The organism is Altericista sp. CCNU0014 (assembly GCF_044923475.1).
Taxonomy (GTDB): domain Bacteria; phylum Cyanobacteriota; class Cyanobacteriia; order Thermosynechococcales; family Thermosynechococcaceae; genus JAAURS01.
This window is the reverse complement of record NZ_CP137338.1, coordinates 1002256-1019206: the sequence shown is the minus strand read 5'-3', so window position 1 is coordinate 1019206 and position 16951 is coordinate 1002256. Positions and strand designations below refer to the sequence as shown.

Sequence of the window (16951 nt, the reverse complement as noted above, 5' to 3'; positions counted from 1 at the left end):
CATTGGCCAGCAATTTGGCAAACTCTACTTCTGGGGTACGAATTTCTAAAGTACCGGAATCTCAAACTATAATTCCTTCTTATAAAAGAGTTTCCATCCCTTGGGCAGTTACAATTCTCTACCTAGTAGTCATGTTGTTACTGCCAATATCAGCTCTGCTGACCAAGTCCATTAGCGTTGGGCCCACTGAGTTTTGGCGCATTGCCACCTCTCCCGTTGCCCTCTCTGCCTACGATGTGACCTTTGTAACCTCTTTAATTGCAGGGTTAATTAATGGTGTCATGGGAACGCTAGTGGCTTGGGTATTAGTGCGCTATCAATTTCCAGGGCGCAAGATTATGGATGCGGCGGTGGACTTGCCCTTTGCGTTGCCAACGGCAGTAGCGGGCTTGGTCCTTGCAACGGTTTACAGCGATAAGGGCTGGATCGGTCAGCTCTTTGCACCCTTCGGGATTAAGATTGCCTTTACCCGATTGGGGGTACTCGTCGCAATGATTTTTATCTCTTTGCCATTTATCGTGCGTACGCTGCAACCAGTCTTGCAGGAAATGGAACGCGAAGCAGAGGAAGCGGCCTGGTCTTTAGGCGCGACAGATCGGCAAACCTTTTTGAAGGTAATTTTACCACCCCTGATTCCACCGATTTTGACGGGGGTTGCGCTAGGGTTTTCGCGGGCGGTTGGGGAATACGGGTCGGTCATTCTGGTGTCTTCTTCCATTCCCTTTAGGGATTTAATAGCCCCTGTCTTGGTCTTTCAGCGATTAGAAGCCTACGATTACGGTGGTGCAACGGTAGTTGGCACGGTGCTGTTGCTGATTTCGCTGCTGATGTTGTTTGTGATTAATGCATTGCAGCAGTGGGGACGACGTTATGCCACAAAGTAGTGCTTCCAAGTTATCTCTTAAGTTTCGGCTGGGGCCGCTGCTGTCGATCGGTATTGCAGTGGTGTATCTAGCGCTAGTGTTGTTGATACCCACCGTTGCAGTCTTCTATGAAGCATTTCATAAGGGTTTTGGCGAATTTCTAAAGGCGATCGCCTCCCCTGATTTTCTTGCTGCTGTAAGGCTGACCCTGCTGGCCACGGCCATCTCAGTTCCGCTCAATACAGTGTTTGGGTTGTGTGCGGCCTGGGTGCTGGCGCGCAATCGGTTTCCAGGGCGATCGCTTCTAATTAGCATCCTCGATTTACCCTTTGCCATTTCCCCTGTCGTGGTCGGTTTAATGTTGGTGCTGCTCTACGGCGAGCAAGGATGGTTGGGTCCAGCACTTCAGGCCTTGGGCGTTAAATTCATCTTCAACACGCCAGGAATCGTACTGGCAACAGTCGTCGTGACCTTACCCTTTGTTGCCCGCGAAGTCATGCCCGTGCTCGAAGAAGCTGGCCCCGCCGAAGAAGAAGCGGCCAAGACATTAGGGGCAAAGGATTGGCAAATTTTCTGGCGCGTGACTCTGCCGAATATTCGATGGGGTTTGTTGTACGGAGTACTGCTGACCAATGCCAGAGCGATGGGTGAATTTGGAGCGGTGGCGGTGGTCTCGGGCAACATTGCGGGCAAAACCCAGACCTTACCCCTTTTTGTGGAAGAAGCCTATAAAAACTATCAGACTGAGGCAGCTTTTGGCGCAGCAACCATTCTGGCTTTCTTGGCCGTTGTCACGTTGGTTCTAAAGGAAATTTTGGAGCATCGGACTCAGCGACAGGGCGAGCATTGAGGATTTGAATTTCAACTATTTCTTAAAACGGTAAATAAGGTAATTCCTATGAGTATTTTGGTTGAGAACGTCAACAAGCACTTTGGCCGCTATCATGCTCTCGACAACATTAACTTGGAGGTTAAGGACGGAGGGCTAGTTGCCCTGTTAGGGCCTTCCGGTTCGGGTAAGTCTACATTATTGCGAGTGATTTCAGGTCTGGAAACTGTCGATTCCGGTCGAATTTATATTAACGGGCAACATGCCACTGACCTCGACGTGCGCCGTCGCAACATCGGGTTTGTCTTTCAGCATTACGCCCTGTTCAAACACCTCACGATTCGACAAAATATTGGATTCGGTCTGGAAATTCGCAAAGTCCCCCGCGAGACGATTAAGGCGCGGGTTGAAGAGCTATTAGAGTTAGTGCAGTTACAGGGATTGGGCGATCGCTATCCGTCTCAACTCTCCGGCGGACAGCGGCAGCGGGTTGCTTTGGCGCGGTCTTTAGCTGTGAAGCCGGATGTATTGTTGCTAGACGAACCGTTTGGCGCTCTAGATGCCAAAGTGCGCAAAGAACTGCGAGCGTGGCTGCGGCGCTTGCACAATGAGTTTCAAGTCACTAGCGTCTTTGTGACTCACGACCAAGAAGAGGCGATGGAAGTCGCTGACGAAATTGTGATTATGAACCAAGGCCGGATCGAGCAAATTGGCTCGCCGTCCGAGGTTTACGATAACCCGGTCAGTTCGTTTGTGATGGGCTTTGTTGGCCCGGTCAACGTGCTTCCCGGCAATTCTGCGCTGGGCGCGAATCGCCACGCCTTAGGGGATGGGCCGCTTTATATCCGTCCCCACGATCTTGAAATTCAAACCTCTGCCAATGGCGCAACGGTTCGGGCTACCGTGGATCGCGTGATTCATCTGGGCTGGGAAATTCAGGTGGAGATACGACTGCCGGAGGGTCAACTGGTGACGGCACACTTCAATCGGGAACAGTTCGATCGCCTAGCCATTAAAACGGGTCAGCAGATCTTTATCAAGCCCAAGTCCGCTAAGGTTTTCGCTCAGACCGCCCGATAGAGTTCGGAACGAACAGGTCATACAAGACTGGGGCGATCGCAGCCGTGCGATCGCCCCATCGCCTTGACTAAAAGGCCGAACTATATAAAGCAAATTTATATAACATCCCCCAAGAGACGTAAAGTTTTATAAATTAACTTTTGTGTCCCTCGTTACACTATGATGGAAATGTGAAGGATTTTATACAAGCCGCCAAACCGTTGGGGAACGCGCAGGCAGGCTTCCTACACTTGAAAATACAACTTGACTGATTTTTTTTTGCAAAGCTGGCTCGTGATGGGGCTGGCTTTTTACTTTTTAGGGCCGGAAGATGAGGCGGATCGTTGAATGGTTTGAGATAAGGTTTCGAGGGCCGTTTGATACTGGCGATCGCCCTCGGTTGCAGACGGCTGCTCGACGGTGGCCTCTACGGAAATATTGGGCTTAATCCCAACCTTGTGGATGTTTTGACCGTTTGGAGTAAAGTACTTGGCGATCGTCACTAAAACCCCGGAATTATCGTTGAGCGGTTCGAAGGACTGAACCAACCCTTTCCCTAGGGTGGTCGTACCCACCAATACCGCTCGTTTGTTGTCTTGGAGCGCGGCGGATAGAACTTCGCTGGCACTGGCAGACTGGCGATCGATCAGCACGACGAGCGGTTTGTTGGTTAAGGAGGGGCCGTTGGCATTTACCGTTTCCCGCGGGTTGTCGCGCTCTTGGACGGAAAGGATGGTGCCTTGGGAGAGCCACATTCGAGAGATCGCAATCCCTGCATCCAGCACCCCACCTGGATTGCCGCGCAGGTCGAGGATGTATCCTGCTACCTGCTGGGATTCTAGGGTACTGAGGGCTTTTTTCATGGAGTCTGTCGATTTGGTGGTGAAGATGGGCAGACGGATATAGCCGATCTTTCCTGCTTTAGACGCGACGGTTTGGTAGGTTAGCGGGTTGAGGTTGATGTGTTCTCGCACGAGGGTATAGGACAGGTTCTCGTTCCCTCGCCGCACTTGCACTGCAATTTTGCTGCCGACTGGACCCACCAGAAACGGGCCTGCTTTAGAGGGGTCAATGCTTGGCGTGGGCTTTCCGTTGAGGCTGACGATGACGTCCTGGGGTTTGAGTCCGGCGATCGCAGCGGGGGACTCGTCGAATGCTTTTTGGACGACCCATTCGCGGGTATTGGGATCGAGGCTGACGGTGAGTCCGACGCCGACAAAATCGCCTGAAACGTTTTGGGTGAGTTCTTTGAGGGCTTCTGGGGTCAAAAAGCGGCTGTAGGGGTCGCCCAGGCTGCCTATCATCTTCTCTATGGCGCTGTAGGCGGCGGCGGTGGAGGGATAGGCGGGCTGGAGATACTGCGATCGCACGGCAATCCAGTCTTGTTTGTTGAAGCTGCGATCGACGTAGTTACGCTGGACGATCTGCCAGGCCTGATCCACGAGGGCTTTGGGGCTATCTTTGAGGACGGCTTGGGTGGGGGACGTTAAGGGGCTAACGAGGAGTAGCCCTGCCAATAGGCTAATGCGGCTCAATCGTTTCCAGTGTTTGAGGCTTAAATCCATCATTGCTTGGGGGTGGGACGGACTTGACAGGTACAAATGCAGGTATAGCTTACTGGATTGACAGCTAGCAGAATCACTCTGATGGTTGACTTTGCGATCTGCCACAGGTTCCCGATGGGCTAGGATTTAAGCAGTTTGTGTTGAATCGCTAGGGGGACATTCCCGTTATTTGGGGGCTACGGTGTACGCACAAGGCTAAGAAAAGTCAAAAATGCGATCGATCCCCTCCTCGGAGGGGTGCCCGAAGGGCGGGGTGGGTTAGTCAATTGCGCAATGACTAACCCACCCCTACCCCTCCCAGGAGGGGATTGATGGATCGGTGCATGGCAGAACCTTTGATAGTTCGTGCTGTAATCCATAAATCATCATTTTCAAAGGGAATGTGCTCAATGGATACCCTAAATCACTACCGTCAAGTCATTCAGCAGATTTTGACTGAATATGTTCAAACCCCGATTTCAAATGGCGAAATTGAATCGCAGGTTGTATTTGATACTCAACACGACCATTATCAGGTGATGAATGTGGGGTGGGATGGCAACCGTCGGGTGCATGGTTGCGTGCTGCATTTGGATATTAAGGATGGCAAGGTTTGGGTGCAGCACAATATGACGGAGATGCAGATCGCTCAAGCGTTGATGGCGATGGGGGTGGCGAAGGAGGATATTGTGCTGGGGTTTCAGGCTGAATATATGCGGGAATATACTGGGTTTGGCGTGGCGTAGGCTAATCATAGGTTTACGGATGGCTTTGAGCGGCGGGTTTCGACTTCGCTCAACCCTCAATCCCGTGTTCAGTGTGGGGTGAGCGGAGCCGAACCCCATACGGTAGGGTTAAACTCTCTAGTTTCGCTATCAATATCCGAGAAAAATCTGGCAAGTCATTGACCTAAACAAAGTCCCAAAGATGTCAAAAAAATCCCAAAATGAAGCGAAAAAAAGAATTCAGAAAGCCCAGAATTCTGGTGCAGATAAGTTGGATTTGTCCGACTTGGGATTAACAGAATTTCCAGAAGAGATCTCCCAGCTCACCAATCTTCAAATACTTTACCTCCACAACAATCAACTGACGAGCCTGCCGGATGCGATCAGCCAGTTTACCAGTCTGCAAGAGCTTTACCTCTCCGACAATCAATTGACGAGTCTCCCCAATGAGATCAGTCAGCTCACTAATTTGCAAATACTTTACCTCCGAGACAATCAACTGAAAAGCCTTCCAGATGTGATCGGCCAGCTTACCAACTTGCATCTGTTTTATATCGAGAATAATCAACTGATGGACCTTCCAAATGGGATCGGTCAGCTTACAAATCTGCATCTGCTTTTTCTCGACAACAATCAACTAACAAGTCTACCGAAGGGGATAAAACAACTTGTTCATTTAAAAGAGCTTTACCTCCACGGCAATGACAGACTTAATCTCCCGCATAAAATTTTAGGACCCACATGGCAAGAGGCCAATGAAGAACAAACGCCCCCTGCAAAACCATCAGACATCCTCAACTATTACTTCCGCACTTGCTAAGGAGACAAACGTCCGCTTAATAATATCTCGTGCCTTACAAAACTAAAACCCTTCTTAAAGATGCTCTACCTGTAAGGCTTTGGGATGATCAAGATGCCGCTTGGAAAAACGTCGCAGCAGGCATTTCCAACGAGATCGAGGAACTGAAGGGCGATCGCCTTTCTTAACCCCAACACGATCTTCAAGTTTAAGGGGAACATCGTAAAAGATCTGGAAGAGGCGATCGCCTCCTCCAGCTAAAATAAAAGGGTCAAGTCGCTGTGAGGCCAAATTGATGACATCTGCTGCCATTACTACAATCGTCAAAATGGTTGAATCTCTGCCAGATGACTTACAGGAACGCGTTGCCGAGCATATTCGAGAGTTTATTACTGATTTAGAGGATGAAAAGCGTTGGGATGCGTCATTTGAGCGAACGCAAGGTAACTTAGTTGCAGCAGCTCGGCAAGCGAGACAGGAGATTGCAGCCGGGAAATCAGTCCCAATGGACTATGAGAAATTATGAAATCTGCCACGCTACCGTCCTTCTGGTCTAAATATCGAGGATTAAGCGATCCAGTCAGGACAGGAGCACGAAAAGCATACCGCTTATGGGCAGAGAATCCATTTCATCCATCGTTGCACTTTAAATGCATCAACAGCAAAGAAGGAATATGGTCAGTGCGGGTGACGAAAAGCCACCGTGCCCTTGGAGTTTCGGAAGATGATACGGTAACGTGGTTTTGGATCGGCGATCATGACGAGTACGAACAATTCTACTCATGAACGCCATCGCCGAAGCAATTCTGTTACGGAGAAAGAGAAAACGGCGATCGCGGTTGGGGAAAATCCCGTAGCCAGACCCAAAGCCAAGCGATCGCCAGCTTGAACGCCTTTTCAACCCCTATCCATATGCGAAGCGTTACAGTAAAGACAGGTCATTCCGATTAATTTTAGGTCGCTCACAAGCCTCGCCTCAATGGAGGTATGTCATGTTTGTCATAGCCGCCCTCTGGAACGCCGTTGAAGATGGGTTCGCTCGAGGTAAAGCAGATGCCTGGGCCGGACGGTCAAAGTGCCCACCCGAAGAAGACGTGGAAGCCGCTAGCCTATACGACTTAGGCTATAGCGAAGGCGCAATTCGGCGATCGCCCCTCAGCAAAGCCATCCCTCCCAATACAACACCTCAACCTCAACCCGATTGTGACTGAGATCGCCCTAGTTTAGGGGCTAACATCACACCTAGTTTAAATGTATGGTCACAGCCTATAACCCTGGCTCACCATACACTTAGACTTGTCGAGTTCAGAAATCAGAGCCATGACCCTCGCACTCCAAACCCCACCCAAGGCATCCGAAGAACGTTCCATCTCTCCTGCAGCCATCCAGACCCCGGCAGAACAACCCGTACCCAAAAGCATTTTTGCCAGCAAAACCTTTTGGGGCGTCGTGTTTACAGCAGTAGCGGCGATCGCACCCATCGTGGGGGAAAAGATCGATGCCCATCAGTTTCTAGCAAAAGACGCAGCTCAGATCGTAGTAATTCTCTGCGGAGCGGCATCGGCCATCATCGGGCGAGTCGATGCAGGCTCAGTCTACACGCCTAAGTATCTGCCAGGCCCAAATAAACCCCAGTAGGCTGAATTGGAACTACAGAGTATTCCAACTTTCAAATCCAAAGGAATAGACTGCGATCTGGCGCTTGGTAGGCTTTGTCAAAGATGAATATAAACAGAACCACGTGCTCCATTCTTCAATCTGCGCTTCTGATGCTTGAGTTTATCGAGTTCCTCACCAGCCCTCAAGGAATCGCTGCCTTGTTGGGAGTACTTGTCTATTGTTACCTCATTGCAGGATTGAGCTAAAACTCCCACATCGTTATTTTGAAAGATTGGGTTCTGCCACTGTTGGGAAGTTCTCAAAGTTACGTCGCACCCACCATCCCCACCTCATTCAGTTAGGCTAACTCATCGATCTCATCAGTGTGGTAACAACAGCTCAAGTTCGTGAGGCGCTCGCATCAGCTCGAGCCCAAACACCCGAGCAAACGTCGTCGCCAGCGTCTGCCGCACCTTCGCAGGGTCAATATCTGGAATCCAATCTGCCATTCGGCCCACGGGTCTATCTGCAATGCCACAGGGCACAATTTGCTTGAATCCATCTAGGTCGGGACGCACATTGAGCGCAAAGCCGTGCATCGTCACCCAGCGGCTTACCTTAATCCCGATCGCCGCTACCTTGTACCCTTCCACCCAGACCCCCGTGAGACCGGGAATGCGATCGCCCCTCAACCCATACACCTCCAACGTCTGGATCGTCACTTCTTCAAGCTGGCGCAGGTACCAATGCAAATCGGGTTGAAACAGCTTCAGGTTCAAGATTGGATAGCCTACAATCTGACCGGGACAGTGATAGGTCACTTCCCCGCCCCGCTCGGTTCGGTGAAGTTCGTAGGGGGCGGTGTCGGGGTCAAACTTGAGATGCTCTAGGGTTGCGCCCTGACCGAGGGTATAGACCGGAGGGTGCTCTAGCAGCAGCAGGGTTTCCGGGGCTTCGGGGTGAGAGAGGCGATCGCGCACCAGAGACTTTTGCCATTCCCACGCCTGCTGGTAAGGGACAAGCCCACAGCTATAGAGCCAGCAGAGACGGCAGGAAAATTGCGGATTGAGAACCATCATGGCTTATTTTAACCCGTCTAGCAGAAAACAAGCGTAAATTTACGAGGATTGACAACGATTGCAATTACGAATTGTCAAGGATTACAAATCATCATAAAGACCCCTGATTTAGCAATCGATGGCAGGTAAACAAAGTGTTAGGGTTAAGTTAACGTCAGCTCAGGGGAGGCTACCCTATGAAGTTTGTGATTCACGGTAAAAATATTGAGGTCACTGATGCGATTCGTGAATACGTGCATCAAAAGATTGAGAAAGCCGCAAATCATTACCAGAATCTAACGACCGAAATTGACGTGCATCTGTCGGTGGCCCCGAATCCTAGAATCAGCGCCAGCCAAAATGCAGAAGTAACGCTTTTCGTCAATGGCTCCGTTATCCGTGCAGAAGAAAGCTCAGAGAGCCTTTATGCCAGTATTGACTTAGTAGCTGACAAAATTGCCCGTCAGCTTCGCAAATACAAAGAGAAACGTCAGGATAAGACTTATCTACGGACTAAAGACGAACTTGAGGTACCTGAGGAGCCAATTGTTCCCAGTCTCGCAACCGATCGCCAACCCACCCTACCGGACGAAGCACATGAAGTAGTGCGCTACAAGTACTTTGCCATGCCGCCCATGGCGGTTAAAGAGGCTTTAGAGCAACTTGACTTAGTAGACCACGACTTCTATGTCTTCCATAATTCGGAGACAGGCCAAATCAACGTAATTTACGAACGCAACCATGGCGGCTACGGGCTAATTCAGCCTAAGAATGGCAGCAATGGGAGTGTAAAGTCAGCCTAACGGTTCTGCAAGACGCTTGTTGCGATAATTCATTGCGATCGTGGGTTTCGATAATCAGGGTTTGGGGCGCGAATGTCTCAAACTCTTTTTGTTTAAAATCTTTGTGACTTAACTTCCTCCTCTAACCTGCATTATTCATGACGATTTCGGAAAATCCTCGAAACCTATGCCAATCAAGCAGTCTGGCGACTGGTCTAAAAAACAGTCTTTTTTTTGAGGTTGCCGTTCCATCTGTATTCTGGCGATTGGTGAATAATCCAGGCTAACGCATATTCTTTTCAAAGTAAGTTTGAGTACACTTTTTGTGGCAAGCTTGCTAGAAGATTTAAGATCGATAGCAGCACCAAATTCTTGGTCTCGATGAGTCTCTTGTTGTACAGGTTTAACAAGACGTCCTCCTATGGGTTCACTTTTTGTTCTGTGGTTGTCCTATGCATTGGTAGGCTGGAAGCTCCTTTTAGGGGACATCGTCTACTATGTGGCTTTCCTTATTTCTATTGTCGTGATTTTGGTTTCAATTCAGGATGAACCCTGGATTCAGGGGGTTTTTGGGTATATTCCCCAGGCCGTAACCGTTATTTTAATCCTGAGCTTACTGTTGACCTTTATCATTGCCTATCCGGCAACCATATTTTTAGTGGTCGTGCCAGCGCTCTCCACGTTCATGGCTTGGCAGGATATGGAAGACTGCATTGCTAAGCGCAAATTACCGAGATTTAAATCAAGGCTTTGGCCGTTGGTCGCGATCGCGCTGTTAGGTCTGGCGTTTGGGGAAATAGTCGATCTGTATTTTATTCCTGGCGGCTCTTACTCGTAATTGCGCGTAATTCTGTTCTCGGTTTTGCAGGGGATTGCCATGTTGAAGAGTTCATCTGTTGCTTCTATGCAGGCACGGTCAAAAAATGGCGATTCCGAAGCTTGGCATGTTAAATCGAGTCAGATTCTGTCTGCCCGAGAGTTGAGCGACTTAAACGCCAAATCCAATCTTAAGGGCGCGTTACGGTTGTTGGGTCATCTGACCGTCATGGGCATCAGCGGCTACCTCTGGGCCACCTATCTCGATCGCGGGTTCATTGCATTGCCCGCCCTGGCAATCTACGGCTTCAGCTTTGCCGCAATGTTTGCGCCCACGCACGAGTGCGCTCACCGCACCGCTTTTGCGAACAATCAGTTCAATGACGCTGTGGCTTGGTTTGCGGGCTTGCTATCGTTTTATAACAGCACGTTTTATCGTCGCTATCACAAGTGGCATCACCGCTATACGCGCATTCCCGGTAAAGACCCAGAACTGGGCGACCCGCAGCCGAAGACAATAGGCGAGTATGTCTGGCAAATTAGCGGCATTCCTTGGTGGAGGGGAAAAATCCAGAACCACGTTCGAATCGCGCTGGGGCAGGTCGAAGACTATCCCTACATTCCCGAAACGGCTCGCTCAGAGGTCATTCGCTCCACGCGGCTGCAACTGCTGGCGTATGGAGCGGCGATCGCCCTTTCCGTTGCCTTTTCTCAACCTTGGTTCCTGCTCTACTGGCTTTTACCCTTAGCAGTCGGTCAGCCGATCCTGCGGTTCATCCTGCTGGCGGAACACACCAACTGCACCTTAGATGAAAACCCGCTTGCCAATACCCGTACAACCTTAACCCTGGCTCCGCTACGTTTTTTGATGTGGAATATGCCATTCCACGCCGAGCATCACCTTTACGCATCGATTCCGTTCCACGCATTGCCTGCGGCCCACGAAAAGTTGAAGTCCCATTTCATCCACGTCGATCCGGGCTATGTCCAGGTGAATCGAACTATTCTGAAGAACCTGGGACAGCTTGAGGCATGACCCGTATACCGGACTGTCTGACGCTGAAGCAGTTTGAGCTTCAGTGTGGCGCTGTATTACCAGAAGCCCAGCTCGTGTATCAAACCTATGGGGAGCTGAAGGGCGATCGCTCCAACGTTATCCTCTACCCCACGTCCTACGGTGCCCAGCACGCCGATATTGACTGGTCGATCCGTCCCGACGGCATTCTCGACCCCACCCGTTGGTTTATTGTCATTCCCAACATGTTTGGAAATGGGCTGTCGAGTTCGCCTAGCAATTGCGAGGACTGCGGTCTAGCCGAACAGGGCTTTTGGTTTACGCATCTGGATAATGTCCGCGCTCAAGAACAGCTTTTGCGCGAGACGTTTGGCATTGAGCGATTGGCTCTAGTCTATGGCTGGTCGATGGGGGCGCAGCAGGCGTATCACTGGGGGGCGCTGTATCCCGATCGAGTGGAGCGGATTGTGGCGCTTTGCGGTACGGCGCGGACGACAGACCACAATCGGATTTTTTTGGAAAGTTTGCGATCGGCATTGACGGCGGACCCGGCTTGGAACGGTCGCCGATTTGAGGGCGTTCCAGACCGAGGTTTCCGCGCCTTTGCGCGGATTTATGCCAGTTGGGCTGCATCTCAAGCCTTCTACCGCGAGGGACTGTACTATTCCTTAGGCTATGAATCTTTAGAAGATTACCTGGTGCGGAGTTGGGAGGCAGGCTACCGCAAACGCGACCCCCACAACCTAATTGCCATGCTCGATACTTGGCTGCGTTGCGACTTAAGCGATAATGCAGCCTATCAAAAAGACTACCCGCGCGCCTTGAAGTCTATTCAAGCCCATACCCTTGTCATGCCCTCTACAACAGACCTTTACTTCACCCCTGAAGACTGTGCGGCAGAAGCCGCGCTGATTCCTCATGCAAAATATTTGCCGATTCCCTCGATTTGGGGACATCGGGCGGGGAATCCTTACCAAAACCCTGAGGATGAGGCGTTTATCCAGAAGGCAGTGTGCGAGCTACTGGATTGCTAACAACGGGTTTCGACTTCGCTCAACCCTCCAATCCCGTATTGGCAAGAATTGAGCGGCTTACCACTTGACTGAGTTCTCAATTGAAATCCTATTCCATGCAGAATTGGCGTGGGGTGAGCGAAGCCGAACCCCAATCCCAGCCAGACAGTTCAATTACGTTTGCCTACCTATGACAACTTCGCTCTCAGAAATAGCCCGAGAACAAGGCATCCGCTATTTTTTGATTTCCTTCACCGATCTGTTTGGCACTCAGCGCTCGAAGCTGGTTCCCGCCCAAGCCATCGATGAAATGGCTGCCAGCGGTGCGGGCTTTGCAGGCTTCGCCACTTGGCTAGACATGACCCCCGCCGACCCCGATCTGTTTGCACTACCCGATACAAGTAGCCTCTTCCAACTTCCCTGGAAACCCGAAGTCGCCTGGATGCCTGCCGACCTCGCGATGGGCGGACAGCCAGTCGCTCAAACGCCGCGCTTGGTGCTCAAACAAGTCTTACGTCAAGCAGAATCCCTCGGCTATCGCATTAAAACAGGCGTCGAGTGCGAGTTTTTCCTGCTGAGTGCGGATGGTACCCAACTCTCCGACCCCTGCGATATTGCCAGAAAACCCTGCTACGACCAACAGTCCCTCATGCGCCGCTTCGACGTCATTGCAGAAATTTGCGATGCCATGCTAACCCTCGGTTGGGGAGCCTATCAAAACGACCACGAAGACGCCAACGGTCAGTTTGAGATGAACTGGACCTACGCCGATGCCCTCACCACCGCCGATCGCCATGCCTTTTTTAAGTACATGGTCAAGGCGATCGCCGAAAAGCATAGCCTCCGCGCCACCTTCATGCCCAAACCCTTCCCCCACCTGACGGGGAACGGTTGCCACACCCACCTTTCCGTCTGGGACAACGCCGGAACCACCAACCTCTTTCACGATCCAGCCGGAGAACTGGGACTTTCGCCCCTCGCCTATCAATTTATCGGCGGCGTGTTGCACTCCGCCGAAGCCCTGTGCGCCTTCACCAATCCCACTGTCAACTCCTACAAACGCATCAACGCCCCTGTCACCGCATCCGGTGCCACCTGGTCGCCCAACGCCATCAGCTACAGCGGCAACAACCGCACCCACACCATCCGCATCCCAGAACCCGGACGCTTTGAATTTCGATTGCCCGACGGATCTGCCAACCCCTATCTTTTACCCGCCGCCCTGATTGCCGCCGGACTAGACGGCATTGCCCACAAACGCGACCCAGGCCCTCGGTATGACAACAACGCCTACACCGATCCGCTTCCGCCAGGAACCCTCAAAGCACTACCGACAAATTTACTAGATGCCCTACGGAATCTGGAGAGCAACTCCATTTTTCCAGAAATGCTCGGAAAAGATCTTACATCCGCCTATCTCAAACTCAAGCATCAAGAATGGCGCACCTACAGCAGCACCATCAGCCCTTGGGAACTCGAAAATACCTTGGATTGCTAATGCTCTGTTTCGCAACTCGGTCGCGCGATCAGACCCGGATAGGGTTCCACCGCAAAGGGTCGATCTGGCTCGCGGAGTAAAAAGCGATCGCAGATTCCAAACAGTTCCGCCTCCGTCCGGGCGCGGCGCATCTCGAACAAAAACTGCCCCTCCGCATCCACGCTCTGACCGATAAAGTTCAAATACTTCTTGAGGTAACTCACCCGCGATCGCTCGGGGATATCTGCAACTGCGACCGTATCGTTCAGCTTGTCGATGTAGTCCCGCACCTCTGCCAGCGTCGCAACCGATATGGGCTGGCCGCTTAAGTGCTGTCGCACCTGCTTGAAAATCCACGGATTTCGAATTGCCGCGCGACCGATCATCACGCCCGCAGCTCCGGTTTTCTCTAGAGTCGCGGCAGCAGAAGCAGCAGAGGAAACATTGCCGTTCGCCAAGACCGGGCAATTCAACTGCTCGACCGCTCGGGCGATTAAATCGTAATGAATGGCCCCGTGATAGGACTCTTTAACCGTACGCCCGTGCAGGCTTAGCAGATCCACGTTGTGGAGATTAATCAGATCGAGAATGCGATCGAAGTTCGCAGCATCTTCAAAGCCGATCCGCATTTTGACCGTAAACAGACCGTCAATCGTCTGTCGCAGCGCGGCCAGAATTCGATCGATTTTCTCCGGGTCGCGCAGGAGCCCGCCACCTACATTTTTGCGATAAACCCGAGGGGCCGGACATCCCATATTGAGGTCGATGCCCGCAATGGGGTAACGGCTCAAAGCCCTAATCGTGCGGGTTAAGTCGGAAATATTTTCGCCGATGAGCTGGGCAAATACAGGGCGTCCGGTGGTATTTTCTGTAATGGCCCGCAGGATATGCGGATCTAAGCTCGAATTCGCGTAGACGCGGAAATACTCTGTAAAAAAATAGTCGGGACTGCCGTAGTTAGCAATGACCCGCATAAATGGCAAATCCGTCACATCCTGCATGGGTGCTAAGGCCGTTAGCCCTAAATCGGGATGCAGGGGCGGTGGGAGATGAACAGATCGCGGCAAGATTGCAGTCATTCTATTTACTATTTACCTTTATCGATCCGTAACACTCGACCGAGGACTCGATACGCCTGCACCTGCACTGCCTTTCCCTTCAAAGGGATGGCCCCCCAAGACTCCAGCTGATAGTCCTCCGTCAGACAATCTCGGGTTTGCTGGGCAATTAAAATCCGACAGGTGGAGGGTTGCCGATCTTTGTCGAAGCTTTCTAAGCGCGAGGCAATATTAACTCCATCGCCAATAACGCCGTATTCCAGCCGGATGGGACTCCCCAAGCTCCCGACCACCACGGGTCCCGTAAAAATTCCGACTCGCATCTTCACTTCGGGCAAGCCCTGGGTCTGCCATCCCACATTGAGCGCGGCCAAAGCGCGATCCATGGCGATCGCGCAATCTACCGCATTTCTAGCATCCTGCTGAATTTCGTAGGTCTGCTCGTGGGGAATGGGCACCCCAAAAACGGCCATAATGCCATCTCCGGTAAATTTATTGATGATGCCCTGATGCTTTTGGACGAGTTGCGCCATCGTATCGAGGTACTCATTCAGCCAATTCAAAACCTGTTCGGGAGCGTAGCGCTCCGCAATAGCACTAAAGCCCTTGAGGTCGGTAAAGAGGAGGGTTGCGGTCAGCTGCTGTCCGGGCAGCTTTCCATTCTGCAATAGCTCATCGCGGCGCTGCCAGAGGGTGTCTGCAATTTCGGGAGAAGTGCTTTGCCCCAGCAGGCGCATGATCATCTGTTGCTGGCGCTGGGCCTGCTGAGCGCTGTAGGCGATTCCGCTGCCAAGGGCCATCACAAATCCAAGCACGGGCGGCAAGACCGGAATCCATCCATGGTGGAGAAAGATCGCAAAACAAAAGCCCACCAATCCCGCCAAGCTGACGGGCACGACCGTTCCCAAAAAGAGCGGACTGCGCGATCGCACGGCCAAAATGCCCCCCAAGGCAGACCACCCCAAGACCCAAAAGCCCTCTGCAATCTCAGGCCAAAACCAAAATAAAGGGCGTTTTCCAAACGCCGCATCCAGATACAAGCTCACCATTTGGGCGTGCACGATCACCCCCGGCATGCGGCCTTCAACCTGTCCCGCACTGAGGGGCGTATTAAAAAAATCCCTGCCACTCTCAGCCACATTGCCAATCAAGATAATGCGATCGCGAATTTGCTCCGGCGGCACCTGCCCTGCCATCATGGCACCCAAAGACACCATTGGAATCGCGCGCGTCCCACCCCGATAGTTCAGTAAAGTGAGATAGCTCTGGGCATCTCCCCGGACGTATCCCCCATCGTTGGCTTGCAGGCGAGGAAACACCGTCTGGCCCAACTGCATGTCGTGGGGGTCTCGCTCGCTCGGCTTAGATTCGATGTTTTGGTCTTGTAAATAGCGCCAAGCCAACAAAAGAGAAAAAGATGGGAGCGGTTCTCCATCATCTCCAGGTTGAAATAGGATGGCCCGTCGGAGAATACCATCTCGATCCACCAGAACATCGTTAAACCCAATCTGGTCGATTGGGAGTGCTTTGGGCGGCTGAATGGTGGGTTGGGTGGCATCTCCTAGCTTTGTAATACCAATAATGCGATCGCTTTGCTTCAGTTCCCGCACGAAAGCGTCATGTCCTGGCTCGATGGGCGTATCGCGGTAAATGTCGATGCCGATGGCGCGGGGTTTCGCTTGCCGTAGCTTGGCCAGCAGTCCTGCATAAACGCTATCCGGCAGTTGCAACAGGCTCCCTCGGCTTTGCAGGTCTTTTTCAGTAATGCCCACCACTAAAATACGAGCGTCCGCCTCCTGCTCGGGACGGAGGCGCATCATCCAGTCGTAGGAAACCAGTTCTAGCCACTCCAACCTTCCGAGTCCGCGCAATCCCAGCACCAGCAGGGTGACCGCAAGACTGGCCATCACCGCAACCACGAGCGTCGAATCTCGCTCTCGACGCTTGCGATCGGATTTACGCATCATTTGGAGCAGCTTTTCAATTCTTCCCATCGCTCGAAGTGGCCCGACCTTTCATCCTTACAGCCAGCTTACGGCGGAAAGCGAGCGTTTTTGAATTTTACGATCCGAACCCATGCACCGTACTGACAGCGATCGCCATACTAAAACGAAAATCTTGGCGATCGACCAACGCTAACGGTGACGGCCGCTCGATACTTCCCCCATTTTGCCGACCATCCCCATCTTCCCCTATCCTTCCCTCCACCCTCTCCAAACCCCAACAAGCCCTCCTCCACTGCGCTCAAAACGTTACAAATCTAGACTTTTACGCGGAAGTAACGATTTTTAATACGAATCGATCCATCGGGGCT

General features: G+C 51.9%; 19 protein-coding genes. 15 read left to right on the top strand and 4 right to left on the bottom strand.

The features are described 5' to 3' along the window. Positions 1-41: 41 nt before the first annotated feature. The 3 genes from cysT to R6H26_RS05075 are packed head-to-tail and all read left to right on the top strand — an operon-like array spanning position 42 to position 2772. Positions 42-884, top strand: a complete 843-nt coding sequence (gene cysT / locus R6H26_RS05085) for a sulfate ABC transporter permease subunit CysT (protein ID WP_404791216.1) — start codon at positions 42-44, stop codon at positions 882-884. Beyond that, on the top strand, positions 871-1713 hold the full coding sequence (gene cysW / locus R6H26_RS05080; RefSeq protein ID WP_404788894.1) for a sulfate ABC transporter permease subunit CysW: 843 nt from the start codon (positions 871-873) through the stop codon (positions 1711-1713). The genes cysT and cysW overlap by 14 nt, the downstream gene beginning before the upstream one ends. A gap of 48 nt (positions 1714-1761) precedes the next feature. Further along, positions 1762-2772 carry a sulfate/molybdate ABC transporter ATP-binding protein gene (locus R6H26_RS05075; RefSeq protein ID WP_404788892.1) on the top strand — a complete coding sequence of 337 codons (1011 nt, stop codon included), beginning with the start codon at positions 1762-1764 and terminating at the stop codon, positions 2770-2772. A 290-nt stretch (positions 2773-3062) separates the two neighbouring features. Here R6H26_RS05075 and R6H26_RS05070 read toward each other — a convergent pair whose 3' ends face one another. Continuing rightward, positions 3063-4421 (bottom strand): S41 family peptidase, encoded by a 1359-nt coding sequence (locus R6H26_RS05070; RefSeq protein ID WP_404788891.1) that lies wholly within the window; start codon positions 4419-4421, stop codon positions 3063-3065. 284 nt (positions 4422-4705) lie between these two features. Here R6H26_RS05070 and R6H26_RS05065 point away from each other — a divergent pair, with 284 nt between their 5' ends. From R6H26_RS05065 to R6H26_RS05035, 7 genes are all read left to right on the top strand, one after another. Further along, a complete protein-coding gene (locus R6H26_RS05065) occupies positions 4706-5041 on the top strand; it encodes a XisI protein (RefSeq protein ID WP_404788890.1) in 336 nt (111 codons plus the stop codon). Between the two features lie 181 nt (positions 5042-5222). Continuing rightward, on the top strand, positions 5223-5840 hold the full coding sequence (locus tag R6H26_RS05060) for a leucine-rich repeat domain-containing protein (RefSeq protein ID WP_404788888.1): 618 nt from the start codon (positions 5223-5225) through the stop codon (positions 5838-5840). 29 nt (positions 5841-5869) lie between these two features. Continuing rightward, positions 5870-6007, top strand: coding sequence for a hypothetical protein (locus tag R6H26_RS05055; protein ID WP_404788886.1), 138 nt, complete (start codon positions 5870-5872; stop codon positions 6005-6007). Between the two features lie 107 nt (positions 6008-6114). Beyond that, on the top strand, positions 6115-6345 hold the full coding sequence (locus R6H26_RS05050; RefSeq protein ID WP_404788884.1) for a hypothetical protein: 231 nt from the start codon (positions 6115-6117) through the stop codon (positions 6343-6345). Between the two features lie 231 nt (positions 6346-6576). Then, on the top strand, positions 6577-6708 hold the full coding sequence (locus R6H26_RS05045; protein ID WP_404788883.1) for a hypothetical protein: 132 nt from the start codon (positions 6577-6579) through the stop codon (positions 6706-6708). 103 nt (positions 6709-6811) lie between these two features. Further along, entirely contained in the window at positions 6812-7030 is a 219-nt protein-coding gene (locus R6H26_RS05040; RefSeq protein ID WP_404788881.1) for a hypothetical protein, read from the top strand. 109 nt (positions 7031-7139) lie between these two features. Then, positions 7140-7457, top strand: coding sequence for a hypothetical protein (locus R6H26_RS05035; RefSeq protein ID WP_404788879.1), 318 nt, complete (start codon positions 7140-7142; stop codon positions 7455-7457). Positions 7458-7798: 341 nt separating this feature from the next. On the opposite strand, the gene lipB is transcribed toward R6H26_RS05035, so the two are convergent. Further along, complete coding sequence (gene lipB / locus R6H26_RS05030; RefSeq protein WP_404791214.1) at positions 7799-8494, bottom strand: lipoyl(octanoyl) transferase LipB; 696 nt, start codon at positions 8492-8494, stop codon at positions 7799-7801. A 179-nt stretch (positions 8495-8673) separates the two neighbouring features. On the opposite strand from lipB, the gene hpf reads away from it, so the two are divergent. From hpf to glnT, 5 genes are all read left to right on the top strand, one after another. Continuing rightward, complete coding sequence (hpf, locus tag R6H26_RS05025) at positions 8674-9279, top strand: ribosome hibernation-promoting factor, HPF/YfiA family (protein ID WP_404788878.1); 606 nt, start codon at positions 8674-8676, stop codon at positions 9277-9279. A 400-nt stretch (positions 9280-9679) separates the two neighbouring features. Then, a complete protein-coding gene (locus R6H26_RS05020; RefSeq protein ID WP_404788876.1) occupies positions 9680-10096 on the top strand; it encodes a hypothetical protein in 417 nt (138 codons plus the stop codon). Positions 10097-10162: 66 nt separating this feature from the next. Next, positions 10163-11110, top strand: a complete 948-nt coding sequence (locus R6H26_RS05015; RefSeq protein ID WP_404791213.1) for a fatty acid desaturase family protein — start codon at positions 10163-10165, stop codon at positions 11108-11110. Next, on the top strand, positions 11107-12123 hold the full coding sequence (locus R6H26_RS05010; RefSeq protein ID WP_404788874.1) for an alpha/beta fold hydrolase: 1017 nt from the start codon (positions 11107-11109) through the stop codon (positions 12121-12123). The genes R6H26_RS05015 and R6H26_RS05010 overlap by 4 nt, the downstream gene beginning before the upstream one ends. Before the next feature lie 169 nt (positions 12124-12292). Further along, positions 12293-13600 carry a type III glutamate--ammonia ligase gene (gene glnT / locus R6H26_RS05005; RefSeq protein WP_404788872.1) on the top strand — a complete coding sequence of 436 codons (1308 nt, stop codon included), beginning with the start codon at positions 12293-12295 and terminating at the stop codon, positions 13598-13600. Here glnT and R6H26_RS05000 read toward each other — a convergent pair. Together R6H26_RS05000 and R6H26_RS04995 are read right to left on the bottom strand one after the other, a co-directional pair. Further along, on the bottom strand, positions 13597-14658 hold the full coding sequence (locus R6H26_RS05000) for a tRNA-dihydrouridine synthase family protein (RefSeq protein WP_404788870.1): 1062 nt from the start codon (positions 14656-14658) through the stop codon (positions 13597-13599). The two genes, glnT and R6H26_RS05000, sit on opposite strands and share 4 nt — an antisense overlap. Positions 14659-14666: 8 nt before the next feature. After that, the gene (locus R6H26_RS04995) at positions 14667-16631 is read right to left on the bottom strand and encodes a CHASE2 domain-containing protein (RefSeq protein WP_404788868.1); all 1965 of its coding nucleotides are present in this window, start codon (positions 16629-16631) and stop codon (positions 14667-14669) included. Positions 16632-16951 lie beyond the last annotated feature (320 nt).